A 22073-nucleotide genomic window follows, 5' to 3' on the forward strand; every position below is an offset into this window, starting at 1 on the left:
TGGGACAACGGCACGGGGCATTGCTATCCTCTGCCTCTAATCCAGGTCTTGGAGCCAAGCGATGGTCGATCGGTTGAGCCGAAGGGACAGGCATCTGCGCTATGCCTGCCTGCTGTTGATCGCCACGATCGGCGCGCGCGCCGCCTATGCCGGCGTGTTCGAGCAGGCGATGCTGGCGCAGTACGAGAACGTGCCGCGCTGGACGGTCGAATGGAGCGCCGGCTACGTGTGCTTCGTTGCTGCCTATCTGCTGGCCGCGCGCGACGGGGTCGGGCGCCTTCGTCCGGCACAGGGCTGCCTGCTGGCGGTCCAAAGCCTGTCCGCCTTGTTCCTGGTCTGGCTCTATCCGAGCTTCATCGTCGCCTGCCTGCTGGTGGTGGTCTGCTGGCAGATTGCCTGGTCGGCCTCGCTGCGCGTGGCACTCGTCGCCGCCCTGCTGCAGTCGGCAGCGCTCGCGGCGATGAATTGCACCGGCGAGAGCAACTACATCTCGCTGTTCGTGCTCTTCACCAACGGCGGCTTCGAGCTGTTCGCCATCAGCGCTGCCGCCCTCGCCCGTCGCGAAGCCATCGCCCATGACGAGTTGGCGCGGGTCAACGCCGAGCTCAAGGCGGCCCAGGCCCTGATGACGGAGAGTGCCCGCATGGCGGAGCGGTTGCGGATTTCCCGCGACCTGCACGACATTCTGGGCCATAGCCTGACCACGCTCACCATCCATCTCGACGTTGCGAGCCGTCTCGCGGAAGGCCCCGCGGTCGAGCATGTCGCGTGCGCCCGGGGAGTGGCCCGTGCGCTGCTGGCCGAGGTCCGCGCGATCGTCAATCGGGTCCGGGTCGAGCCGATCGACCTCAAGGCAGCGCTGCAGGCGCTGACGGAGGGGGCGATCGGCTTGGGCGTGCGGTTGATCCTGCCCGAAGACCTGTCGGCCCTGGACCCGGCGCGGGCCGACGCGGTTCTGCGCTGCGTCCAGGAAATCGTCACCAACACCCTGCGTCATGCGCACGCCCATGAGTTGGTGATCGAACTGGAGCAGATGATCGACGGAACGGTGGCGATCAGCGCCCGCGACGACGGGCAAGGCGGCCAATGCGTCGAAGGGCGGGGGCTCGCCGGCATGCGCGAGCGTTTCGAGATGCTGGGCGGCACCCTGTCCATCGCCAGCCGGCAGGGTCAGGGGTTCAGCATTCGCGGCGCCATACCGGCCGCGGGAGCCTTCTCGTGATCCGGGTGTGCCTGGTCGATGACCAGGCCTTGGTACGCAGCGGCATCCGGGCCCTGCTCGAACTGTTCGACGATCTGGAGGTGGTCGCGCAGGCCGCGGACGGTGAAGCGGGGATCGAGGCGGTGCTCGCGAGCCGCCCGGACGTGCTGCTGCTCGACGTGCGGATGCCCAAGCTGAACGGCGTCCAGGTGGTTTCCGCCTTGGCCGCACGGCAGGCGCTGCCGCCGACCCTGCTGCTGACCACCTTCGAGGACGATGCGGCGCTGGTGGCGGGCGTCAGGGCCGGCGCGCGCGGCTACCTGCTGAAAGGCGTGACGCCTGAAACCCTGGTGGACGCGATCCGGACGGTGGCCGGCGGCGGGACCTACCTCTACGCGCCGCTCGCCGCGGCGGCCACCGGCCCGGTTCAGGAAGCGACGTGGCGCGACGATGCCTTCGAGGTTCCCGATGTTCTGACCGAGCGCGAGAGCGAAGTGTTGAAGCTCATGACGAGCGGGATCACCAATCGCGAGATTGCGCTGGCCCTGCGCCTCGGCGAAGGGACGGTGCGCAACCACGTCTCGAACATTTTTTCCAAGCTCGGCGTCACCGACCGTACCAAGGCGGTTCTGTACGCCATCCAGAAGCGCCTGGTGTGACGGCGCCGATCGGACCTGCCGTCAATCCCGTTCAACGATCGTCCGCACGATCGGGCGGTCGCGGAACGCGGTCGCCGTCACGACCAGGGTGGTGGTCGAGCCGAACCGCACCAACTCGTCGATCACCTGCTGCAGATGCGGAATCGAGGTCGCGACCACCGTCAGGATACCGCTGTCCTCGCCGGTGACGCGGCGGCAGTCGATCACTTCGGGAATATGGGCGATGAGATCGCCCAGCCGGCCGCACATTTCGCCGGGGCAGCGCATGCGGACGATCGCGGTGATGCCGAGCCCGACCTTGGCCGGATCGATGATGGCCCGGTAGCCCTGGATCACCCCCATCTCTTCGAGCCACCGGACGCGCTCGGTCACGGCGGGCGGCGACAGGCCGACCACGCGCCCAAGCTCGGCATAGCTCGCCCGCGCATCCTGCTGTAGCGCCTGCAACAGGCGCCAGTCCAGCGCATCGAGCTCGACTTTCGAATCGACGGCCATTTTAGCAACCTTTCATCGAACCAACGGACAGACGCCAAAATATCCGTTGAACGGCCATTCCGATAGCGGTTTCGCCCTTCTATCCTCCTTTCATCATGCGCAATCGCCCCGACGTCCTCACCCTCCTCGCCATTCTCGGCACCCTGCTGAGCTGGTCCTCTTCCTTTGCCTGCATCAGCTACGGGCTGCGCAGCTTCGCGCCGGGCGAACTGGCGCTGCTGAGGTTCCTGGTCGCCTCGCTGTGCTTCCTGCCGGCGATCCTGAGCGGCCGGATCCCGCTACCGGCGTGGCGCGATTGGCCGATGGTCGCACTCCTGGGCCTGATCGGCATCTCGCTCTACCAGTTCTGCCTGGGCACGGCACAGACCCGGATCTCGGCCGGCGCTGCCGCCGTGGTGATCGCACTCGTGCCGGGCGTCACGGCCGCGCTCGCGGCGCTGCGCCTTGGCGAACGGCTGCAAGGTCGCGCCTGGGCCGGTCTCGCCGTCGCCTTCCTGGGCGCCATCCTGATCACGGTCGGCGCCGGCAAGGAAATCCGGTTCGATCCCCTGGCGCTGCTGACCCTGGTGTCGGTCTTCGCCACCAGCTTCTATTTCGTGCTGCAGCGGCCCTTGATGCAGCGCATGAAGCCGATCGCCTTCACGGCCTGGAGCCTGATCGCCGGCACGGTCGGCCTGTTGCCGTTCGGCGCCCACCTGCCCCAGGCGGTCGCCGCGGCGCCGACGCCGCAGATCCTCGCCGTCGTCTACCTCGGCGTGGCCCCAAGCGCGCTCGGCTATGTGCTGTGGAACTTCGCTTTGTCCCGGGCGCCGGTCAGCCGGGTCGCCAGCTTCATCTACCTGCAGCCGCTGCTGGCCACCCTCATCGCCTGGGCCTGGCTCGACCAGGTGCCGACCTTGACCATGGTGCTGGGCGGCTGCTCGGCCGTCGGCGGCGTCGTCCTGGCCAACCTGTCCGGCGCCGCGGCGAAGCGGCCGGCAGTCCTGCCCGCGACGGAAAGCTGAGCTCAGATCACCGTCGCGCCCAATGCCGCCCGCCAATGGGCGAGCCGCCGCTTCGCCGCCGCCTCGCGGACATAGGGCAATTCCTCGTGCGGCAGGCGCTCCAGTTCCTCGAAGGCGAATTGATCGACGCCGCGTGCATTCCAGGCGGCTTGCAGGCTGGGGCTCAGATTGAGGTTCTGCCGCAGCGTGAACCACAGGCGATTCCGAATGGTGTCGAGGTCGGGCGCCCGTCCGACCCAGCGCTCCCCGCTCGCGATGCAACGCACGACATAGATGCCGGCCACCACCCTGCGTTCCTTGTACGCCGCGATCGCGGCCTTCCGATCCGTTCCGTTCATCGTCCTGCTCCTCCCTTTATCAAATTTATACCCGGGTCATATTTACAGGTCAATATGACCCGGGTATAAATAGGCGAGATCGGAGCACGCCATGACGGATCGTCTTTTGAAGCGTTACACGGCCTTCGATGGCCATCGAAGGCTCGCCGCCGGCCATCCCGCCGATGTGGCGGTCGCGGTGAAGGCGGCGATGGATGGCGGGGCCGGCGGGCCGCTGCTGACGTTCGACGATGCCACCGCCGAGGTCGTCGACCTCGACCTGCGCGGATCGCCCGACGACATCCGCACACGCTACGCCGACCGATCCGACAGGGGTGCGGAGGGGGTGGAAAGTCTGGACGACAGCCCCCGCGGTCGCGGGCGCCCGCGCCTGGGCGTGGTTGCGCGCGAGGTGACGCTGCTGCCCCGGCATTGGGCCTGGCTGGCAGCGCAACCAGGCGGCGCATCGGTCACGCTGCGCCGCCTGGTCGATGGAGTCCGACGCTCCGACGCCGGGCAAAGTGCGGTACGGGCCCGCGACGCGGCCTATCGGTTCATGTCCGCGATGGCAGGCAACCTGCCGGACTTCGAGGAGGCGACCCGCGCCCTGTTCGCCGAGGACAGGGTACGCTTCGAACAGTTGGTCGCCTCCTGGCCGATGGACTTACGCGTCCATACGGTCGGCCTCGCCTACGGATGGAGTACGGGGACACCCTTGGTCGTGACGTTGCCCGACCAGACGCCGTAGGTCCCGGTATAACCCTTGAGCGAGCTGACGTAACCGTACATGCCGGAACCGAAGGTATTGTTCACAACGTCGACCGATTTGCCGGTCTCATTGCGCAGCACATAGGCCCCACCGCTGAGATAGTTGGCGTAGATCTTGATGCCGGTCTCGGTATTGCCGCCATCGCCCTGGATGAACAGCGCCGCCGTCACCGCGCCGAGGGCCGGTGCGTCGATGTAATTATTCACGATCAGGATGTTGGCACCGCCCTGCGAGAACAGCCCGTCGAGATGGGTCGGGTTCGTCTTGGACTTGCTGTTCTGGACGAGGTCGTGGATGTAGTTGCCCTGGATCACCGAGTTTCCGCCTGGATCAATGCCCTGCGGCATGCCCGAGAGATCGCAATGCTGCACGATGAGGGCCTGCGTGCCGCGGGTCCAGATCGGGGCCACGTCGTAGCCCGACGGATAGGTCAGGCCAGGCTGCCAGCGCAGGGTTGAGTTCGTCACGGTGATCTTGGCGGTCTGCGCATTGGACGTGGCGGCGGCATAGATCGTGATCCAGGAGCTGCCGCCCTCGATGATGCTGTTGGTGATCGTCAGGTTGCCGGTCCCGGTCCAGTACAAACCACCGGTCAGGTGGACCGAATCGAGCGTGAGATTCGCCTGGTCGCACCGCACGCCATAGGTTTCCGCCTCGCAGCCGGGGGGAACCGCACCGCCAGGCCGGTATTGCTTCAGAGTGGCGGGATTGCCGAGGAAGCCTACGGTTCCCGGCGTCACGTAGGATCCGACCGGCGGGATCGCGGCGGTCGCCGCCGATGCGGGCAATCCGGATGCCTGCCCGTCGATGATGCCGCCGACCGAGATCACTACGACCAACGCCGCCGGCGCCATCCTGCGTGCCCAAGTCCCGATCCGTTCGCCGAGCTCGATTTTACCGCTCATCGATGCCTCCCCTGTTCGATCTGGTGCCAGCCGTCGATCCGGAAGGGACGACGAAACGGCCCCCGCCAGCGGGATACATTAGTAATTATCGGGCATCATCGAGGGAATTAACAAATTCGAACAAGCGTATTTGGATTTTTTAAAAGTATTTTACGAAAACTCGACGAAATTAACAGGCCGATCCGAATAATACTCCAGGGAACGACCCAAGCGGGCTTTGGCCGGTCAATCCGATTCGATAGACCGGTCATCGGCGCCGCACGGTTCCTCATCCGGTGATGAGGTCGCCCTCATCCAAGCCTCGGAACGACCGTGCCAATCCCTAGCCGATCTCGCTGCGATATTGCTGGGCGAGCGCCGCGTAGCTCCGCCCCGTCCCGGCCATCATGGCATAATCGTCGTCGGTCAATTCCCGGATCATCTTGGCCGGGCGCCCGGCCCAGAGTTCGCCGCGCCTGACCCGCTTGCCGGGGGTGACGAGCGCGCCCGCGGCAACGAAGGCATGGCTCTCGACCACGCACTCGTCCATGACGATGGCGCCCATGCCGACGAACGCTTCGTCCTCGAGCACGCAACCGTGGATCAAGGCCATATGGCCGATCGATACGTCGTCGCCGATGTAGGTGCCGGTCCGGGCGCGCGAGACATGGACGACCGTACCGTCCTGGATATTGACCCTGGCTCCGACCCGGATCTCGTGCACGTCGCCACGCAGGATGCAGCCGAACCAGATCGAACTGCCGGCGCCGATCACGCTGTTGCCGATGATCGTGGCGTTGGGCGCGATGAAAGCGTCGGGGGCGATCGTCGGGCGAATGCCCTCGAAAGGCAGCAGCAGGCCAGGCATGGGGAGTTTCCTTGCAGGTTCGTCCGCTCTTCGATGGAACGCCGGGCGCCGGAACGCAAGGTGGAAAACGCCTCCCGGCGCGATCGGTCGCGGCGGGAGGCGCCTCTGGGGCTCTCTACTTCGGCTGGGTCACCACCAGTTTGGTGAGGCTGGTGCCCCCCGGCAGCAGGTTCTGCAGGCGGATGCCGTGCACGCCCGACGACAAGGCGCCGGTCCAGGTCCCGGTGCCGACCGGCACGTTGTCAACCAAGATGCGCACCGCGGCCGGCTTCTTTGCGTCGGTCGTGATCGTGTAGGTGCCCGCGGTCGACGTGACGCTGAAGCCCAGGTAGTCGCCGACATTGACCATGGCGCCGGTGACGTAGCCGGAGCTGGTGACGCCGCTGGTGCTCTGGTACGGGAAGATGCCCGGCACATGGCCGGCGATCTGCTGCGACGGGCGCAGGCTGTCGTCGAGCGCCAGGATCGCCTGCATCTTCGGCGTGTTCTGTTCGTTGATCGTCGGGCTGGCGACGCCGTAGGAGGTGGCGCCGGCCGCGTTGAAGACGAACGGCATGGTGCCGCCCTGCTGGAAGAACTGGGTGAGCGTCTTGGTCGCCAGCGGCAGCGCGCCCGGATCCAGGTTGGCCGCCACCGCGGTCGCACCCCCGGTGTCGCCGCCGACCTCGAAGCCGCCCTCGTAGCCCATGGTCTTGAGACCGAAGGCGTTCGCCCACAGCGCGTCGCTCTGCGTCGCCGGGATGTTCGTGCCCGAGGCGAAGATCGCCGCGGCCGTTGTGAGGCCCTCGTGCACCGGTGCCACGTACCAGCCGCCACCACCGCCATAGAGGAAGTAGTTGACCGGATGCGGCTGGGCCACGTGCTTCACGCCATCCGCATTGTTGTAATAGCCGTCGAGGAAATCGAGCGCCACGGCGGCCGTCTGGTTCATGTTGCCGTACTGCCATTCGAACACCGGGCGGATCTGCGTCATCATCGCAGCGTCGCCCCATACGGCACGGAACAGGTTGCTGACTTCCATGATGCGCTTGGCGGCGCGGCGGCGTTCCCAGACGAACCAGCGGCCGGTCTTGTCGTAGTCGAGCGACGACGTGCCCGCGGCGACTTCGGCCTCGGCCAACGCCACGTTACTGTTGTACTGCTGGAAACTGGTGTTCCACAATTCGTTGGAATACTCGATATAGACCTTGAGGTTCGAGTTCAGCGGCGGATAGACCGGGTTGGCCTGTTTGCTGGTGTAGGGATTGACGCCGTCGCTGCCGAACGCGAACAGCCGGGCGAGCTTCGTTACATAGTCGTCGCTGGCATAGACCGGAATGTTGATCCAGGCGTCCTTGCCCGTCTCGTTGGCGAGTTCGACCAGATATTCCCAGGACGCGCCCTTGCCTTGCCAGCCGTAGCCGCCGGTCGGCTGGTACTGGGTGGCATCCGTCGGCTTCACCCGGTCGGTCCAGTTGGCCTGGCGGTTGCCGTTGGTCGCCAGGTAATCCATGAAGCGGATGCCGGTGAAGTAGGACAGGAACGATTTGTATTGGGCGCTGAACAGTTCGCCCGCGGCATGGGCTGTGGCCGAGCCGGGGGCCAGCGGCCGCATGATGTGCAGGTTGGTGATGCCCGAGCCGACGGCGGAGGTCGCCGTGCGGCGGCTCTGCGCGAAGCCGATGGTTGCCGGCGCCGCGGCCGTGGTCTTGATGGTCCATTGCGCCGTCGTCGTATTGGTCGCCGCATTGTAGCCGGTGCCGAGCGGCAGGGTCGCGCCGTAGGAGACGCCGCCCACGCTGAAGCTGCCGAGCGCGGTCCAGTCGACCAGCTTGGCCTGCCCGTTGAACGTCACCTGATAGGTGCCGTTCATTTCTCGCCCGCTGGCCCACAGCGCCATGCTGGCGTCGGCCAGCGGCCAACCGTTGGCGTCGAGCGCCACGGCGGCGGCGCTGTTGGAATAGGCACCGAACGGCTTCGCCTGCTTGACCACGTCGGCGAAGATGTTGCCGGGCTCGCCGGGCAGGACCGCCGAGCTGTTGATGCCGAGCGGTGTCGCCGCATCGATGACCTGGAATGGGACGGTCGGGCTCGACCAGCCGAGTTGCACCGCGCCCGACTTGCCGTGCTGGTAATAATGCAGGGCGATGTCATAGGACTTGCCGGCGACGAGGGCGTAGGGCTGCACGTCGATCTTACCGGCGGTCGCCCAGTCGTTGATCAGGGTCGTCCAGGTGCTGCTGCCGGTCGGCCGGATCGAGAAGGAGACGGCATCGCTGGTCTGGATGCGGAAGCTGTAGGTCTCGGTCGTCGCGGGAATGACCGTGCCGGTCCAGCTCGCCGAAAAGGTCGGCCAGGCCGACGTCACGAATTCCGGCGAGGTCGAGCCGCCTGGGCCGGCAGCGTTCCAGGCGAAATCGATGCGCGCGTCGCGCCGCTGGAAGGCCGGTGCGGTCGCCCCATCGAGTCCCGCCTGGTAGGCGCCGATGAAACCGCCCCAGGCAACGCCTTGCGCGTGTGCCGGAGCCGCCGAACCCATGGCCCCCATGAGTCCCAGAGAAAGAAAGAGCGCGCCCGCCGTGACGCCACGAGTCCGAATCATTGCCGCCTCAAGCCGATTGCTGAAGAGTCTGGTTTCAGCGGCACGATATTCTTGTCAGTCGAGCAACGATCCGTGTCGTTTTCTCAAATAAGAGCAAGTATCAAAGTACCGCACGAGATGCCGTTTACTCAGAGACGATAGGGCGTGCGGCGTTAATAGAGTCTGAAACGAACAAGAAATCAGAGTACTCGGGCGGACTTATCGAATAAAATGCAATACGACCTTTTGGTGCAGAGTCTTCAGAAAGAAAGACGCCGCGATTGCATCGCCACCCGCCGAAATGCAGAAAGCCGCCGACCCCTTGTGGGATCCGGCGGCTTTCTCGCTCGACCCGATAGGGTCGGACGTTAGCGCTTCGAGAACTGGAAGCTGCGGCGGGCCTTGGCCTTACCGTACTTCTTACGCTCGACGACACGGCTGTCGCGGGTCAGGAAGCCCTGAGCCTTGAGCAGCGGCCGCAGCGACGGCTCGAAATAGGTCAGTGCCTTGGAGATGCCGTGACGAACGGCACCGGCCTGGCCCGACAGGCCGCCGCCGGCGACGGTGCACCAGACGTCGAACTGGGCGACCCGGTCGACGATCGTGAAAGGCTGGGCCAGCAGCATCCGCAGCACGGGGCGTGCGAAATAGACTGGTGCCTCACGGCCGTTGATCAGGAACTTGCCGGTGCCGCGCTTGATCCAGACGCGGGCGACCGCGTCCTTGCGCTTGCCGGTGGCGTACGAACGACCGAGCTTGTCGATCTTCGGCTCGGCAGTAATCGCACTGCCGTGGGAGACGGTTTCGACATCGTCGTCGACCGGCTGCGAACCGGCCTGGGCGCCGGTCAGGGCGGCCTTCAGCTGCGAGAGCTGGGTGAGATCCGACATATCAGGCGACTCGCTTGTTCTTCGGGTTCATCGCGGCGACGTCGAGCAGAACCGGCTGCTGCGCCTCGTGCGGATGAGCGGCACCGGCGTAGACGCGCAGGTTGCTCATGATCTGGCGGCCGAGCGGGCCACGCGGAACCATGCGTTCCACGGCCTTCTCGACGACGCGCTCCGGATGCTTGCCATCCAGGATCTGGCCCTTGGAACGGCCCTTGATGCCGCCCGGGAAACCGGTGTGCCAATAGAAGATGTCGTCGCGGCGCTTGTTGCCGGTCAGATGGATCTTGTCGGCATTGATGACGACGATGTGATCGCCGCAATCCATGTGGGGGGTATAGGTCGGCTTATGCTTGCCGCGGAGATGGTTGGCGATGATCGAAGCAAGCCGGCCGAGCACAAGCCCGTCGGCATCGATCAACGTCCAGCGCTTGTCCAGCTCGGACGGCTTGGCGGAATAGGTCTTCATCGATCTCGACTCGAAAAAGGGCCACGCGGCACATGCGACAGGCACATTCCGGGCGGAGGCCGTTGTCTAAGGGGCGGGCGCGTCCGAGTCAACGCCAAAAAGGGTCATGAGATGAAGGATATAGAAAGCGGTATTATAGTATGGTTTCCATAAGTATCTGATATAAAAAGGAAATACAACGATTCTCCCGTCCCGTCGCTCGCGAAGGGTGACCCTCCCATGCTCCATGCTCATGCGCCTCGGACGCCGATTGGAGAAAGTTCCAGCCGCCCCTCAGGCGTCCAGCTTCTTCACCAGGGTCTTGGGGGCGACCAGGCGATAGCTCTCGTCGATCCAGGCTTTGAGCATGCCGACCGGCAAGTGTTCGCCAGTGGCAAAGCGGGCCGTGACCCAGCCGGCGCGGCCCAGATTGTAGCCGGTCGGCGTGACGAACGGCATCGTCATGGCCTCGCCATGGGAGGCGCGGAGCTTGAGCGTCACCACGGGACCGTCGTCGTCCTGGTTCAGGAATGCGAAGATCTTGCCGCGCACCTTCACCACCCATTCGCCCCACGGGAAATCCTCGGCCGCGTCGGGATAGGCGAGCGCCGCCTCACGCAGCGTTTCCAGATCGGACATCCAGGCTCTCCATCGCGAAACACCCGCACAGGATGCCAGCGCGGATGCCGGCCGTCTCGCCTAACCGGACAGGGCGGGACGTCACCGCTGGTCACTCTCGTGGCGAGACCGAACGACGGATGGAGCGGGCGGCCGTTCTGCGCGCGCCGTCCAGGTGTTGGAACGGCGCTCCTGGAGCGGCAATCGGGGCTGGCAGCCCCGATCGGGCAGGATCGGCGGCAGATGAGACGCCGACCAATTCCGGCAGGGCGATCTCAGACATGCTCCATGACGATCACCGCGGTCGTGCCGGGCTCCAGTGCCTCGAACAGGTGGGGGGCATCGCCGGGATAGGTCATGTAGTCGCCCGGCCACAGCTCGACCGGCGCCTCGACCGGGCCGACCAGAGCCCGGCCACTGCTGAGCACCAGATGCTCCATCGTGCCGGGCATGTGCGGCTTGGAAAGCCGAGGCGCCCCCGGCTCGACCCGCAGCCGGTAGATGTCGCGCCGGGCGCCGGGCGGGCAGGAGGCCAGCAAGGTGGCAGCATAGTTGGCCTGGTCCGAATAGGCGACAGGCCCCTCCCCCGCGCGGATCACCTGCACGGCCGCGCGCGGCGGATCGATCAGCCGGCTGACCGTGACGCCGAGCGCCACGCCCAACGCCCAGAGCGTCTCCACGCTGGGATTGCCAATGGCGGCTTCGAGCTGGGACAAGGTCGATTTGGCGATGGAAGCCCGCTTCGCCAACTCGCTCAACGACAGGCCGGCCCGCTCCCGCTCCCGCCGGATCGATGCCGCGATCGTCGCGATCGGCCCCTGCGAGGGCGCCGGACCCGCCTTTGGCTTGACGCTCATTCGTTCGCTCCACAAGCCTGATCGTTCGACTTGACGAACGATACGATTTACCCATTATGGAGAACGCGCGTTCGATATGACAATCAGACCGTCCAAGGAAACATCGTCATGGCCCTCCATATCGGCATTGTCGGCTGCTCCGCGGAGGGTGCCGCCCTCTGCTACCGGACCATCTGCGCGGAAGGCGCGTCGCTGCTCGGCCCCCATGCGCATCCTGAAATTTCGATGCACACGCCATCGTTCACCGATTATGTGGATTGTCTGGACCGCGACGACTGGCCTGGCGTGGGCGAGTTGATGCTCGCCTCCGCGCACAAGCTGGCGGGTGCCGGGGCCGACTTCCTGATCTGCCCCGACAACACGATCCATCAGGCCTTGCCGTTCATCGCCGACCGGTCGCCCCTGCCGTGGCTGCACATCGCGGAAATCGTTGCGGCAGAGGCTGCAGGACGGGGCTTCCGGCGGATCGGCGTGACAGGAACCCGCTGGCTCGTCGCCAGCGAGACCTATCCGGACAAACTCACCGCGCAGGGGCTGGAGTATTTGCGGCCGAGCGACGAGGAACGCGCGGAAATCAACCGCATCATCATGGAAGAATTGGTCCGCGGCGTCTTCACGTCCGAGGCTGTCGGCTATTTCCAGCAGGTCATGGGGCGGATGAAGGATGCCGGCTGCGATGCCGTCGTGCTCGGCTGCACCGAGATCCCGCTGATCATGAATGATGCGAATTCCCCCTTGCCGACGCTCGATTCGACGCGCCTGCTCGCACGCGCGGCCCTGAAGCGCGCCGCGCAGGGCTGATCTGGAGGGTGGGAACATGCCGAGGGAAATCGTCGAAGTGCCGGTGCTGTCGGCGGCGGTGCGCGCGATGGGCGTGCCGCTGTCGCTCGTGACCAGGGGCGGCGGCCTGGTGTTCGTCTCGGGTACCCCGCCGCTCGACATTGCGTCCGGCAAGCTGGTCAAGGGCGACATCGAAATGCAGACCGAAGCCTCGCTCGTCGCCCTGAAACATTGCCTGCAGGCGGCCGGCACGTCGCCCGACAACATCCTGATGGTGCGCATCTACGCGGCCAATTCCGGGTTCTATGGCGCGATCAACCGGGTCTACGGCAGGCACTTCCCGGAAAATCCACCGGCGCGGACCTTCGTGCCCGTCGCGTCCTGGCCGCTGGAATTCGACATCGAGATCGAGTGCACCGCGCTCAGCTAGAAAGACACCAGCGACACCAGCAGGAAAATCGGCAGCAGGATCACGGCGGCCCATGCCAGATAGCCGATGAAACTCGGCATCGTCACGCCATACTCCTCGGCGATAGAGCGGATCATCAGGTTGGGCGCGTTGCCGATATAAGTCAGCGCGCCCATGAACACCGCACCGGCGGAAATCGCCCGCAGCGTGCCGGCGCCGGTCGTCGTCAGCGCATGGGCGTCTCCGCCGGCCGCCTTGAAGAAGATCAGGTAGGTCGGCGCATTGTCGAGAAAGCTCGACAGCAGGCCGGTCACCCAGAAATACGCGACATCGTCGGGGCCGTCGGTACGCTCGACCAGGCGGATCACCGGCGCCAAAGCGCCATGCGGACCCGCGGCGAGGATCGCCATGACCGGCACGATGGTCAGGAAAATGCCGCAGAACAGCTTGGCGACCTCGCGCACCGGCTCCCAGGTGAAGGCGTTGCGCCCGCGGATCGCATGCGGCGTCACCCACCAGGACAGGCCGATGACGACCAGCAGGATCGCCTCGCGCGCGAGGTTCTCCCAGGCGAGCGCGATCCCGCCGATCGACGGAACGGACACCGGATGCCAGAGGCCGCTCAGCAGCACCGCGCCCATGACGGCACCGAGCATCAGGAAATTGAAATGCCCGTCGATCGTCAACTTGCTCTCGAACTCGACCGCTTTCGTGCCCCTGCCCTCGCGACGATAGAGCACGAGATCGACGGCCAGATAGAGCGCCAGCAGCAGGCCGACGGTCAGCAGCATGGGCAGCAGCAGCGCGCGGGTCGTCCAGAAGAAACCGACCCCGTTCAGAAAACCCAGGAACAGTGGCGGATCGCCGAGCGGCGTCAGCGCGCCGCCGACATTGCCGACCAGAATGATGAAGAACACGATCACGTGGGTCCGGTGGTGCCGCGCCGCGTTGGCGCGCAACAGGGGACGGATCAGCAGCATCGCCGCCCCGGTCGTGCCGATCCAGCTGGCCAGCAGCGTGCCGCCGGCAAGCAGCGCCAGGTTCATCCAGGGCGAACCCGACAGCTTGCCGCCGATCTCGACCCCGCCGGCGACGACATAGAGCGCCGTCACCAGCAGGATGAACGGCAGATATTCGGTGAGGACGACCGTCAGCACTTCGTGCAACAGGCCACCGAACCCGAAGACGATGGCGAACGGCAGCAGGAACGACATCGCCCAGCCGGCCGCCACCTTGCCGTAGTGGCGATGCCAGAAACCCGCCGCGACCAGCGGCACCAGCGCGATCGACAGCAGCAAGCCAGCGAACGGGACGCACCAGGCAAGTCCCAGGCGGGTGCCGTCGAACGGGGCAATTGGGTCGATCAAGGAACAGCCTGGGTCAAGGAAAGCGAGCGCGCCGGCGGACAGTGGCGTCACGGCCGCCCATGGCGCAAGCCGAAAGCCCAAATTCCGCCTACATTGCAGCGCAACATTCGTATACCAACGACGCCGGATACGCGCTAAGCTTCCGGCCGGCCTATCGGTATCAACCCGCTTCGGACGAACCTCTCAAGATCATGGACTGGTCTCTCATCACCGGTTTCGGCGACAGCGCCGTCATGCTGCCGGCCGCCGTCGCGATCGCGCTATGGCTGGCCGCCGGCGGCGCCTGGGGCGCCACCCTTGCGTGGCTGCTGGCCTTCGGGGCCGGTGCCACCCTGGTGGCCACGACCAAGATCGCCTTTCTGGGCTGGGGTATCGGCAGCGCCTGGCTGGATTTCACCGGCATCAGCGGCCACACCACGCTGGCGACCGCCGTCACCTTGACCGCGATCCATCTGCTGTCGCGCGGCCTGCCCCGCGTCTATCGGCTGGTCCTGATGACGGCCGGCCTCGCCGGCGCGCTCGCGGTCGGCCTGTCCCGCCTGGCGCTCGAGGCCCATTCGATTTCCGAGGTCTGTGCCGGCCTGCTGATCGGCGGCCTGGTCGCCGGCAGCTTCGCGGCCGTATCGCGCCGACTGCCCGGCCCGCGCCTCGCGCCCGGGGTGATGGTCGCGGCGCTGGCCGCCGTCTGCCTGACCCTGCACGGCCATCAGGCCGGCTCGCAGGAACTGATCACCCGCCTCGCCCTGTTCCTGTCCGGCCATGGCGAGGCCTATACGCGGGCGATCTATGTGGCTGGAATCGCGTAGGTCGCGACCACATGGGCAACGACGTTCTCGTCGCCCTCGGAAAACAGCTCGACCTCGCCCACGGCCAGGCGCCGCCCGACCTTGAGCATCCGGGCCTCGGCGATCAGCGGCGACGGCTTGGGGCGGCGCAGGAAATTGATCGACAGGTTCGAGGTAACGGCGCCCGGCACCGGCCCGATCGCCCCCAGCAGCGCCGCGAAGACCGCGACATCGGCCAGTCCCATCTGGATCGGCCCGCTGATCGTACCGCCCGGACGGAGGAACCCCGCGTCGAAGCCAAGCCGCAAGGTCGCCCGGCCATAGTGGATCGCGCGGGTCTCGATCTTCCAGGCGGCGGCAAGCGGCAGGCTTTCTTCGACGATCCGCTCGAACTCGGCGATCGTGATCCGCACTTCCTGGGCCATCCGGCTGTCTCCCTCATCGGTCCGCCCCCATGAAGGCGCGAGCCGAAGCCCGGTCGTCAAGAATGGATCAAACGTTTCATTTATTGTGAAATATGATTCATATGTTGCGTTAGCCCCGGCCTTATGGTTCGATTGGGCCATGAGCCCGACCGTCGACATCGCCCAGCATATCGCCCAGCGGTTCGAAACGCTGACGCCGCAGCAGCGCCGCGCCGCACGCTTCCTGCTGGACCACCCGACGGAAGTGGCGCTGAAGTCGATGCGCGAGCTGGCCCAGGGCGCGGGCGTACCGCCCGTCACCTTCGTCCGCCTGGCCCGCGCGCTCGATTTCGCCGACTACAACGCGTTGCGCGCCGTGTTCCAGGGCGACGTGCGCCAGGATCGCACGCGCGCCGGCTTCAGCCAGAAGGCGCGCGACCTGCAGCTGCGGTCCGGCGGCGACAAGACCCAGGCGCTGGTCAAGGAGCTGTTCGAGGCCGAGCTCGACAATATCGAGCTGACCTTCAGCCAGAATCATCCCGATCAGCTGATCGCGGCGGCCGACCTCATGGAACGCGCGCGGCGGCTGTTCGTGCTCGGCCGGCGCAGCTGCCATCCGACCGCGGCCTTCTTCCATTATGTGCACCGCCTGTTTCGCGCCAATGCGGTGCTGGTGCCGGATGGCGGTCAGTTGGTCGATTGCCTGCGCGACGCCGGGCCGGACGACGTGCTGCTGGTCGTGAGCGTGGCACCCTACACCGCCGACACGGTCGAGGCGGCGCGCTGGGCGCGCGAGCGCGGCACACGGCTCATTGCCATCACCGACGACCGCCTGTCGCCGATCGGCCGCCTGGCCGACGTGGTGCTGATGGTCGGCACCGCCACGCCTTCGTTCTTCCACTCGATCGTGCCGATGGTGGCGCTGGCCCAGGCGCTGCTAGCCCTGCTGGTCGCACGCGGCGGCGACGCGGCGCTGGCCGCGATCGAGGCCAGCGAACTGCAGTTGAACCGCTTCCAGGTCTATTGGACCGACGGCGACCAGGAGCCGACACCATGAGCCATGTCCTGCATCGCGGCAGCGGCCAGCTGCCCGTCGCGGTCGGCGGCGAGCGCTGCCATGTCATCGATTCCGACGGCAGACGTTATCTGGACGCTTCCGGCGGCGCCGCCGTCTCCTGCCTTGGCCACGGCCATCCCCGGATCGTCGCCGCCGTCCAGGCCCAGGCAGCGGCCATGGCCTACGCCCATACCAGCTTCTTCACCAACGAGCCGATGGAAGCGCTGGCCGATCTGCTGATCGAGGAGGCGCCCGCCGGCATCGACAAAGCCTATTTCGTCTCGGGCGGGTCCGAGGCGATGGAGGCGGCGCTGAAGCTCGCGCGGCAATATTTCGTCGAGATCGGCCAGCCGCAGCGCCGCCATTTCATCGCGCGCCGGCAGAGCTACCACGGCAATACCCTGGGCGCACTGGCCGTCGGCGGCAACGAATGGCGCCGCCGGCAGTTCTCGCCGTTGCTGATCGAGACCCATCACATTGCGCCCTGTTACGCCTATCGCGACCGGCGCGACGATGAGACCGAGGCGGCTTACGGCCGTCGGGTCGCGGACGAGCTCGAGGCCAAGATCCTGGAGCTGGGACCCGAGACGGTGATCGGCTTCATCGCCGAACCGGTCGTGGGTGCCACCGCCGGTGCCGTAACCGCGGTGCCCGGCTATTTCGAGCGGATCCGAGAGATCTGCGACCGCCATGGCGTGCTGCTGATCCTGGACGAAGTCATGTGCGGCATGGGCCGGACCGGCACGCTGCATGCCTCGGCGCAGGAGGGCGTGGCGCCCGACATCATGACCATCGCCAAGGGCCTGGGCGGCGGCTACCAGCCGATCGGCGCCATGCTGTCGAGCCGCAGGATCGACGACGCGATTCGCGCCGGCAGCGGCGCGTTCCAGCACGGCCATACCTATCTGGGCCACGCGACCGCCTGTGCCGCGGCCCTCGCGGTCCAGCAGACCATCCGCGAGGAGCGGCTGCTGGACGCGGTCCGGGCTCGCGGCCGGGATCTCGCCCAGGCGCTGACCGAGCGTTTTGGCAACCACGCCCATGTCGGCGACATCCGGGGCCGCGGCTTGTTCATGGGGCTGGAGCTGGTTCGCGACCGCGCGGGCAAGACCCCGTTCGATCCGGCGCTGAAGCTGCATGCCCGCGTCAAGGCCGAGGCGATGGCGCGCGGCCTGATGTGCTACCCGATGGGCGGTACGATCGACGGCCGTCAGGGCGACCATGTGCTGATCGCCCCCCCTTACATCATCACGCCCGACGAGATCGGCGAACTGACCGACAAGCTGGGCCTGGCGGTCGAGGCCGCCATCGCCGGGCTGCCGGCCCAACCATAACCAACCCACGTCCTTAAACAGGGGGCATCATGCACAGGATGATACGAGGCGCCGTCGCGGCGCTCGCGATGAGCTGCGTCTTCACGGCAGCACAGCCGGCCAAGGCCGGGACCTTGGAGACCGTGCGCCAGCGCGGCAACCTCAAGTGCGGCGTCAACACCGGCCTGCCGGGATTCTCCTACCTCGACAGCAAGGGCAAGTGGCTGGGCCTCGACATCGACCTGTGCAGCGCGGTCGCAGCCGCGGTGCTGGGCGACGCGACCAAGGCCAGCTACGTGCCGCTGACCGCCGCGGCCCGCTTCACCGCGGTTCAGACCGGCGAGGTCGACATGCTGGTGCGCAACTCGACCATCACCCTGCAGCGCGACACGGCGCTGGGCCTGCAATATGCCGGCATCAACTTCTATGACGGCCAGGCGGTCGCGGTGCCGAAGGCGCTCAAAGTCGCCAAGATGGAGCAGCTGAAGGGCACGACGATCTGCATCGCCCAGGGCACGACCCACGAGCTGACGCTGTCGGACTGGTTCCGCGGCCACAAGCTCGACTACAAGCCGGTGGTGTTCGAGAACCAGGACCGCATGTACGAGGCATTCTTCGCCGGCCGTTGCGATGCCATGACCCAGGATTCCTCGGCGCTCGCCGCCGCGATCACCTCGGTCTCGGGTCATCCAGACGATTACATGATTCTGCCGGAGCGCATCTCCAAGGAACCGCTCGGCCCGTTCGTCCGCCATGGCGACGACGAGTGGCTGGATGTGGTCCGCTGGTCGCTGATGGCGATGGTCGAGGCCGAGGAACTGGGCATCACCCAGGCGAACGTCGATGACAAGCTGAAGGACGGCGATCCGCGTATCCAGCGCCTGCTGGGCGTCACCGCCGGCAACGGCAAGGCGCTGGGGCTCGACGAAAAATGGGCCTATGCGATCGTCAAGCAGGTCGGCAACTACGCCGACAGCTACGAGCGCAACGTCGGCAAGGCGAGCCCGCTCAAGCTCGACCGCGGGCCGAACGCGCTCTGGACCGCCGGCGGCCTGATGTACGCCATCCCCCTGCGCTGAGTATGGGTGGGGCGACCAGCGGATAGCTGGTCGCCCGCCCGGGATTGGGTCAAGATCGGCGTCATCTTCGACGTCGAACGAGGCCCGGCATGACGGAATCCCCCTCGATCCTGCTGCGCGACGATGCCGACGGCATCGCGACCCTGACCCTGAACCGTCCCGACCAGCGCAACGCGCTGTCCGTCGGGCTGATGACCGTGCTCGAGCGGGCACTCGACGCCATCGCCCAGGACCCGTCGGTCAAGGTCGTCATCCTGGCCGCCGCGGGCCCCGCCTTCTGCGCCGGCCACGATCTGCGCGAAGTGCGGGCCGACCAGCGGCGCGAGGCCTATGAAGCCCTGTTCGCCCAATGCTCCCGGCTGATGGTGAAACTCGTGCGGTTGGCCAAGCCGGTCATCGCCCGGGTCCATGGCGTCGCGACGGCCGCTGGCTGCCAACTGGTCGCGAGCTGCGATCTGGCGGTGGCCGCCGACGGCGCCCGCTTCGCCACGCCCGGCGTCAATATCGGCCTGTTCTGCTCGACCCCGATGGTCGCCCTGAGCCGCAATGTCGCCCGCAAGCAGGCGATGGAGATGCTGCTGACCGGCGACATGATCCCGGCCGACCGGGCGCGCGAGATCGGCCTCGTCAACCGCGTCGTGCCGGCGGTCGAACTCGAAGCAGCGACGCTGGCGCTGGCCCGGCAGATCGCATCCAAGAGCCCGCTGACCGTCGCGATCGGCAAGGAGGCATTCTACCGCCAAGCCGAGCTGGACCTGGAGGCCGCCTACGCCTATGCCAGCGGGGTGATGACACGCAACATGCTGGCGCGCGACGCCGGCGAGGGCATCGACGCCTTCCTCGCCAAGCGCGCGCCCCGATGGACCGGCGAATGAACCACGATACCTACAGCGACGATTATCTGCGCGGTGTGCTGCGCCGGACCAAGACCATTGCCATGGTCGGCGCCAGCCCGAATTGGAACCGGCCCAGCTTCTTCGTGATGAAGTACCTGCAGTCGAAGGGATTCCGCGTCATCCCGGTCAATCCCCGCGCGCTGGGCGAGGAGATCCTGGGCGAAAAGGTCGTGGCCTCGCTCTCCGACGTGGCGGTGCCGGTCGACATGGTCGATGTGTTCCGCGCCAGCGACGCCGCTCCTGCCATCGTCGAGGATGCGATCCGGATCGGCGCCAAGACGGTCTGGATGCAGATCGGCGTGCGCCATGACGAGGCCGCCGCCCGCGCCGAAGCAGCCGGGGTCGAGGTCGTGATGAACCGGTGCCCGAAGATCGAATATTCCCGCCTGTGCGGCGAGCTCGGCTGGAGCGGCGTCAACACCGGCATTCTGTCGAGCCGGCGGCGCAAACAGGTATGAGCGACGGGGCAACGCAGGCATGAGCCAATAGCAACCTGAAAAATCCGCCCGGCATGTAATTTGCTGCACTGCAACATACGGATCCATCTGCCGGATCCGAACATTGAGTGCACGATCATGAACCAGCTCCGTCGCCGCATCGGTCCACGCCTTGCCGCATTCTCCGCCCTGTGTGCGGATCACCATACCGACGTCAGCCAGGCGGTGCGGGCGGTGCTCATCGTATCGGCGATCGTTCTCGCCGTCCTCGCCGCACTGCTGCAGGCGCTGATCCAGCATCCGCTGCCGCCGATCACGGCGGACCTGATCAGCAATGCCGCCTTCACCGGCTTCGAGCCGATGGCGGCGCCACCCAGCATGACGGGCCAGCCGCCGGTCGATGCCGGCGCGATCGTCAGCGGCATGTTCCTGGCCGTCGCCATCATCACCGCCGCCTTCGCCGGTCTGGCGTTCCTGATCGATTGCGTCACCCAGGCCGTGGCAATTGCCCATCGTTTGAGCATGGCCCGCAAGCTGCCCGAGGCCGAAGGCGGCGACTAGGAAGCCGGGTCGGTCGCGAGTTTGCGTTGATCTGAGAGATCGGCCCGGAACACCACCCACTCTCAAACTTGAGCGGCGCGCCACACGGCGGCGAATAGCGCTGCGACAACGAGCGGGGCAATGGGCAATCCCACGATTGCGAGGGAGATCGTGGCTGGCAGCGCGTAGCCCGCGAAGACGGTAACCTTCTCCCACGGCAGCCAGCCTCGCCGTAACGCTTCGTTGGTCAGCCACACCAGTGGGAACGCCAGTATGGTCAGATCGTAGAAATGCAGCCACGGACTGCACAGCATCGCTGCGACACAGATCAATGCACCCTCGGCGCCGGCCCCGGGCCGCCGCCGGGCCGCCGCCCATACGCATACGCACACGGCCAAGGCAGTGGTGACCTGTAACGCCGCTGCTACCGCCGGCAAGGCACCCAGCACGAGCGCCGCGCCCGCCACGGTCGGAATGTTGATCGCCAACTCGTCCCCGATCTCGATGGCTTTTCTGGCAAGCGGCAAGATGTTGATGAATGCGACCCATACATCAACGCCGAACAGGTCGACCGATAGCGCCACTAACATGCCGACGGTCAATGCGGCTGTCGCCGCAACGCGCCACCGTCCGGCAGCGATCAGGGCAATTGGTACGACCAGCCCGAGTTGCGGCTTGACCGCAAGACAGCCGTAGCAGATGCCCGCCAACACCGGCCGGCGGTCTAGGGAGCGCGCGGCGACGGTGAAGAGTGCCGCAGCCAAAACCGAGGACTGACCACTGGCCGCACTCATCCAGGTGGCGGGAAACGCGGCAGCGATCAGCCACGCCGAACGAACACGCGGGAGTACCGGCCCGATCGCGGCAAAAAAAGCAGTGCCGGTGGCGACAATCCAGGCGACAGCAGACCACCAGAACGGCAGCAACCCCAGCGGCAGGCACACCAGCAGGAAGATAGGGGGATAAAAGAACGCTGCCCAGCCGACGTTTTCCAGTCCGGGAGCAGTTCGCTCGATGGCATAATGTTCTATCGGCCTGTAGGCGCCGATAGGGTCGTGCTGGAGCGTTAGTTTCGAGGCCGCCCAGAAGCTGCGAAAATCGATGGCCAGACGTTCGCCGCCCATGACGATGCTAACGGCGATGCCGACTGCCATAAGCGTAAGCAGGATTGTAGCGTATGCGCGAACGCGTTCCGCCGTGAGCCACCGCGCGTCCCTGACATAATTCCTGAACACATCACCTCCGGCTGATCATGTAACGGCCTTGCACGCAAAATATTGAACTCGCGCACCAACGCCAGCTGACCGTCACGGAAAGCCATAGCGGGACGTCGCTGATCGGCGAGAAGGAGGCGTGTCTGGCCTGGATGGGCGGCATGGTTTCCCCGGATGGTCGCGAAGCGAACGCGGTACGCGCGGAAAGGTAGGCCGCGACCCGTT

General features: G+C 66.3%; 25 protein-coding genes. 13 read left to right on the plus strand and 12 right to left on the minus strand.

Going from position 1 to position 22073, the window contains the following annotated elements; translation table 11 throughout:
- The first annotated feature begins 61 nt into the window (after positions 1 to 61).
- Together VGV37_RS10305 and VGV37_RS10310 are read left to right on the plus strand one after the other, a co-directional pair.
- A complete protein-coding gene (locus VGV37_RS10305) occupies positions 62 to 1222 on the plus strand; it encodes a sensor histidine kinase (protein WP_326879576.1) in 1161 nt (386 codons plus the stop codon).
- Entirely contained in the window at positions 1219 to 1860 is a 642-nt protein-coding gene (locus VGV37_RS10310) for a response regulator transcription factor (RefSeq protein ID WP_326879577.1), read from the plus strand. Before VGV37_RS10305 ends, VGV37_RS10310 begins: the two co-directional genes overlap by 4 nt.
- Before the next feature lie 21 nt (positions 1861 to 1881).
- Here the strand turns inward: VGV37_RS10310 and VGV37_RS10315 are convergent, their stop codons facing one another.
- Positions 1882 to 2355, minus strand: coding sequence for an Lrp/AsnC family transcriptional regulator (locus VGV37_RS10315; RefSeq protein ID WP_326879578.1), 474 nt, complete (start codon positions 2353 to 2355; stop codon positions 1882 to 1884).
- Positions 2356 to 2450: 95 nt separating this feature from the next.
- Here VGV37_RS10315 and VGV37_RS10320 point away from each other — a divergent pair, with 95 nt between their 5' ends.
- Positions 2451 to 3359 carry a DMT family transporter gene (locus VGV37_RS10320; RefSeq protein WP_326879579.1) on the plus strand — a complete coding sequence of 303 codons (909 nt, stop codon included), beginning with the start codon at positions 2451 to 2453 and terminating at the stop codon, positions 3357 to 3359.
- A 2-nt stretch (positions 3360 to 3361) separates the two neighbouring features.
- Here VGV37_RS10320 and VGV37_RS10325 read toward each other — a convergent pair whose 3' ends face one another.
- Entirely contained in the window at positions 3362 to 3697 is a 336-nt protein-coding gene (locus tag VGV37_RS10325) for a GIY-YIG nuclease family protein (protein WP_326879580.1), read from the minus strand.
- Between the two features lie 91 nt (positions 3698 to 3788).
- Between VGV37_RS10325 and VGV37_RS10330 the strand changes: the two genes are divergently transcribed.
- Positions 3789 to 4424: a DUF2239 family protein gene (locus VGV37_RS10330; RefSeq protein WP_326879581.1), complete on the plus strand. Its 636-nt coding sequence runs from the start codon at positions 3789 to 3791 to the stop codon at positions 4422 to 4424.
- On the opposite strand, the gene VGV37_RS10335 is transcribed toward VGV37_RS10330, so the two are convergent.
- From VGV37_RS10335 to VGV37_RS10365, 7 genes are all read right to left on the minus strand, one after another.
- Positions 4367 to 5350, minus strand: a complete 984-nt coding sequence (locus VGV37_RS10335; RefSeq protein ID WP_326879582.1) for a right-handed parallel beta-helix repeat-containing protein — start codon at positions 5348 to 5350, stop codon at positions 4367 to 4369. The genes VGV37_RS10330 and VGV37_RS10335 overlap by 58 nt on opposite strands.
- 322 nt (positions 5351 to 5672) lie before the next feature.
- Entirely contained in the window at positions 5673 to 6197 is a 525-nt protein-coding gene (locus VGV37_RS10340) for a gamma carbonic anhydrase family protein (protein WP_326879583.1), read from the minus strand.
- A 115-nt stretch (positions 6198 to 6312) separates the two neighbouring features.
- The gene (locus VGV37_RS10345; protein ID WP_326879584.1) at positions 6313 to 8715 is read right to left on the minus strand and encodes a PA14 domain-containing protein; all 2403 of its coding nucleotides are present in this window, start codon (positions 8713 to 8715) and stop codon (positions 6313 to 6315) included.
- Between the two features lie 410 nt (positions 8716 to 9125).
- Positions 9126 to 9647, minus strand: coding sequence for a 30S ribosomal protein S9 (gene rpsI, locus VGV37_RS10350; RefSeq protein ID WP_326879585.1), 522 nt, complete (start codon positions 9645 to 9647; stop codon positions 9126 to 9128).
- 1 nt (position 9648) lies between these two features.
- Positions 9649 to 10113 carry a 50S ribosomal protein L13 gene (rplM, locus tag VGV37_RS10355; RefSeq protein ID WP_326879586.1) on the minus strand — a complete coding sequence of 155 codons (465 nt, stop codon included), beginning with the start codon at positions 10111 to 10113 and terminating at the stop codon, positions 9649 to 9651.
- Positions 10114 to 10386: 273 nt separating this feature from the next.
- Complete coding sequence (locus VGV37_RS10360; protein ID WP_326879587.1) at positions 10387 to 10731, minus strand: MmcQ/YjbR family DNA-binding protein; 345 nt, start codon at positions 10729 to 10731, stop codon at positions 10387 to 10389.
- Between the two features lie 254 nt (positions 10732 to 10985).
- A complete protein-coding gene (locus VGV37_RS10365; RefSeq protein WP_326879588.1) occupies positions 10986 to 11567 on the minus strand; it encodes an XRE family transcriptional regulator in 582 nt (193 codons plus the stop codon).
- Positions 11568 to 11675: 108 nt separating this feature from the next.
- Between VGV37_RS10365 and VGV37_RS10370 the strand changes: the two genes are divergently transcribed.
- Both VGV37_RS10370 and VGV37_RS10375 read left to right on the plus strand, forming a co-directional pair.
- Complete coding sequence (locus tag VGV37_RS10370; protein WP_326879589.1) at positions 11676 to 12368, plus strand: aspartate/glutamate racemase family protein; 693 nt, start codon at positions 11676 to 11678, stop codon at positions 12366 to 12368.
- 16 nt (positions 12369 to 12384) lie between these two features.
- Complete coding sequence (locus VGV37_RS10375; protein WP_326879590.1) at positions 12385 to 12777, plus strand: RidA family protein; 393 nt, start codon at positions 12385 to 12387, stop codon at positions 12775 to 12777.
- Here VGV37_RS10375 and VGV37_RS10380 read toward each other — a convergent pair.
- Positions 12774 to 14123, minus strand: coding sequence for a sodium:proton antiporter (locus VGV37_RS10380; RefSeq protein ID WP_326879591.1), 1350 nt, complete (start codon positions 14121 to 14123; stop codon positions 12774 to 12776). The two genes, VGV37_RS10375 and VGV37_RS10380, sit on opposite strands and share 4 nt — an antisense overlap.
- 191 nt (positions 14124 to 14314) lie before the next feature.
- Here VGV37_RS10380 and VGV37_RS10385 point away from each other — a divergent pair, with 191 nt between their 5' ends.
- Positions 14315 to 14929: a phosphatase PAP2 family protein gene (locus VGV37_RS10385; RefSeq protein ID WP_326879592.1), complete on the plus strand. Its 615-nt coding sequence runs from the start codon at positions 14315 to 14317 to the stop codon at positions 14927 to 14929.
- Here the strand turns inward: VGV37_RS10385 and VGV37_RS10390 are convergent.
- On the minus strand, positions 14908 to 15333 hold the full coding sequence (locus VGV37_RS10390; RefSeq protein WP_326879593.1) for a PaaI family thioesterase: 426 nt from the start codon (positions 15331 to 15333) through the stop codon (positions 14908 to 14910). The genes VGV37_RS10385 and VGV37_RS10390 overlap by 22 nt on opposite strands.
- Before the next feature lie 139 nt (positions 15334 to 15472).
- On the opposite strand from VGV37_RS10390, the gene VGV37_RS10395 reads away from it, so the two are divergent.
- From VGV37_RS10395 to VGV37_RS10420, 6 genes are all read left to right on the plus strand, one after another.
- Positions 15473 to 16369, plus strand: a complete 897-nt coding sequence (locus VGV37_RS10395; protein ID WP_326879594.1) for a MurR/RpiR family transcriptional regulator — start codon at positions 15473 to 15475, stop codon at positions 16367 to 16369.
- Positions 16366 to 17703 carry an aspartate aminotransferase family protein gene (locus VGV37_RS10400; RefSeq protein ID WP_326879595.1) on the plus strand — a complete coding sequence of 446 codons (1338 nt, stop codon included), beginning with the start codon at positions 16366 to 16368 and terminating at the stop codon, positions 17701 to 17703. The genes VGV37_RS10395 and VGV37_RS10400 overlap by 4 nt, the downstream gene beginning before the upstream one ends.
- Before the next feature lie 29 nt (positions 17704 to 17732).
- Positions 17733 to 18761, plus strand: a complete 1029-nt coding sequence (locus VGV37_RS10405; protein ID WP_326879596.1) for an amino acid ABC transporter substrate-binding protein — start codon at positions 17733 to 17735, stop codon at positions 18759 to 18761.
- Between the two features lie 89 nt (positions 18762 to 18850).
- The gene (locus VGV37_RS10410; protein ID WP_326879597.1) at positions 18851 to 19636 is read left to right on the plus strand and encodes an enoyl-CoA hydratase; all 786 of its coding nucleotides are present in this window, start codon (positions 18851 to 18853) and stop codon (positions 19634 to 19636) included.
- On the plus strand, positions 19633 to 20115 hold the full coding sequence (locus VGV37_RS10415; protein ID WP_326879598.1) for a CoA-binding protein: 483 nt from the start codon (positions 19633 to 19635) through the stop codon (positions 20113 to 20115). Before VGV37_RS10410 ends, VGV37_RS10415 begins: the two co-directional genes overlap by 4 nt.
- A 117-nt stretch (positions 20116 to 20232) precedes the next feature.
- On the plus strand, positions 20233 to 20655 hold the full coding sequence (locus VGV37_RS10420; RefSeq protein ID WP_326879599.1) for a hypothetical protein: 423 nt from the start codon (positions 20233 to 20235) through the stop codon (positions 20653 to 20655).
- Between the two features lie 62 nt (positions 20656 to 20717).
- Here VGV37_RS10420 and VGV37_RS10425 read toward each other — a convergent pair whose 3' ends face one another.
- The gene (locus tag VGV37_RS10425; RefSeq protein ID WP_326879600.1) at positions 20718 to 21788 is read right to left on the minus strand and encodes a glycosyltransferase family 87 protein; all 1071 of its coding nucleotides are present in this window, start codon (positions 21786 to 21788) and stop codon (positions 20718 to 20720) included.
- Positions 21789 to 22073: the final 285 nt, after the last annotated feature.

This window comes from Aliidongia sp. (genome assembly GCF_035943795.1).
GTDB lineage: Bacteria > Pseudomonadota > Alphaproteobacteria > ATCC43930 > CGMCC-115725 > Aliidongia.

What these genes read in the sequence shown, in the direction of transcription:
- VGV37_RS10305 (WP_326879576.1), top strand. Translation starts at nt 62, where the DNA reads ATGGTCGATCGGTTGAGCCGAAGGGACAGGCATCTGCGCTATGCCTGC.
- VGV37_RS10315 (WP_326879578.1), bottom strand. Translation starts at nt 2,355, where the DNA reads ATGGCCGTCGATTCGAAAGTCGAGCTCGATGCGCTGGACTGGCGCCTG.
- VGV37_RS10320 (WP_326879579.1), top strand. Translation starts at nt 2,451, where the DNA reads ATGCGCAATCGCCCCGACGTCCTCACCCTCCTCGCCATTCTCGGCACC.
- VGV37_RS10325 (WP_326879580.1), bottom strand. Translation starts at nt 3,697, where the DNA reads ATGAACGGAACGGATCGGAAGGCCGCGATCGCGGCGTACAAGGAACGC.
- VGV37_RS10330 (WP_326879581.1), top strand. Translation starts at nt 3,789, where the DNA reads ATGACGGATCGTCTTTTGAAGCGTTACACGGCCTTCGATGGCCATCGA.
- VGV37_RS10335 (WP_326879582.1), bottom strand. Translation starts at nt 5,350, where the DNA reads ATGAGCGGTAAAATCGAGCTCGGCGAACGGATCGGGACTTGGGCACGC.
- VGV37_RS10340 (WP_326879583.1), bottom strand. Translation starts at nt 6,197, where the DNA reads ATGCCTGGCCTGCTGCTGCCTTTCGAGGGCATTCGCCCGACGATCGCC.
- VGV37_RS10345 (WP_326879584.1), bottom strand. Translation starts at nt 8,715, where the DNA reads ATGGGTTCGGCGGCTCCGGCACACGCGCAAGGCGTTGCCTGGGGCGGT.
- rpsI (WP_326879585.1), bottom strand. Translation starts at nt 9,647, where the DNA reads ATGTCGGATCTCACCCAGCTCTCGCAGCTGAAGGCCGCCCTGACCGGC.
- rplM (WP_326879586.1), bottom strand. Translation starts at nt 10,113, where the DNA reads ATGAAGACCTATTCCGCCAAGCCGTCCGAGCTGGACAAGCGCTGGACG.
- VGV37_RS10360 (WP_326879587.1), bottom strand. Translation starts at nt 10,731, where the DNA reads ATGTCCGATCTGGAAACGCTGCGTGAGGCGGCGCTCGCCTATCCCGAC.
- VGV37_RS10365 (WP_326879588.1), bottom strand. Translation starts at nt 11,567, where the DNA reads ATGAGCGTCAAGCCAAAGGCGGGTCCGGCGCCCTCGCAGGGGCCGATC.
- VGV37_RS10370 (WP_326879589.1), top strand. Translation starts at nt 11,676, where the DNA reads ATGGCCCTCCATATCGGCATTGTCGGCTGCTCCGCGGAGGGTGCCGCC.
- VGV37_RS10375 (WP_326879590.1), top strand. Translation starts at nt 12,385, where the DNA reads ATGCCGAGGGAAATCGTCGAAGTGCCGGTGCTGTCGGCGGCGGTGCGC.
- VGV37_RS10385 (WP_326879592.1), top strand. Translation starts at nt 14,315, where the DNA reads ATGGACTGGTCTCTCATCACCGGTTTCGGCGACAGCGCCGTCATGCTG.
- VGV37_RS10390 (WP_326879593.1), bottom strand. Translation starts at nt 15,333, where the DNA reads ATGGCCCAGGAAGTGCGGATCACGATCGCCGAGTTCGAGCGGATCGTC.
- VGV37_RS10395 (WP_326879594.1), top strand. Translation starts at nt 15,473, where the DNA reads ATGAGCCCGACCGTCGACATCGCCCAGCATATCGCCCAGCGGTTCGAA.
- VGV37_RS10400 (WP_326879595.1), top strand. Translation starts at nt 16,366, where the DNA reads ATGAGCCATGTCCTGCATCGCGGCAGCGGCCAGCTGCCCGTCGCGGTC.
- VGV37_RS10405 (WP_326879596.1), top strand. Translation starts at nt 17,733, where the DNA reads ATGCACAGGATGATACGAGGCGCCGTCGCGGCGCTCGCGATGAGCTGC.
- VGV37_RS10410 (WP_326879597.1), top strand. Translation starts at nt 18,851, where the DNA reads ATGACGGAATCCCCCTCGATCCTGCTGCGCGACGATGCCGACGGCATC.
- VGV37_RS10415 (WP_326879598.1), top strand. Translation starts at nt 19,633, where the DNA reads ATGAACCACGATACCTACAGCGACGATTATCTGCGCGGTGTGCTGCGC.
- VGV37_RS10420 (WP_326879599.1), top strand. Translation starts at nt 20,233, where the DNA reads ATGAACCAGCTCCGTCGCCGCATCGGTCCACGCCTTGCCGCATTCTCC.
- VGV37_RS10425 (WP_326879600.1), bottom strand. Translation starts at nt 21,788, where the DNA reads ATGGCAGTCGGCATCGCCGTTAGCATCGTCATGGGCGGCGAACGTCTG.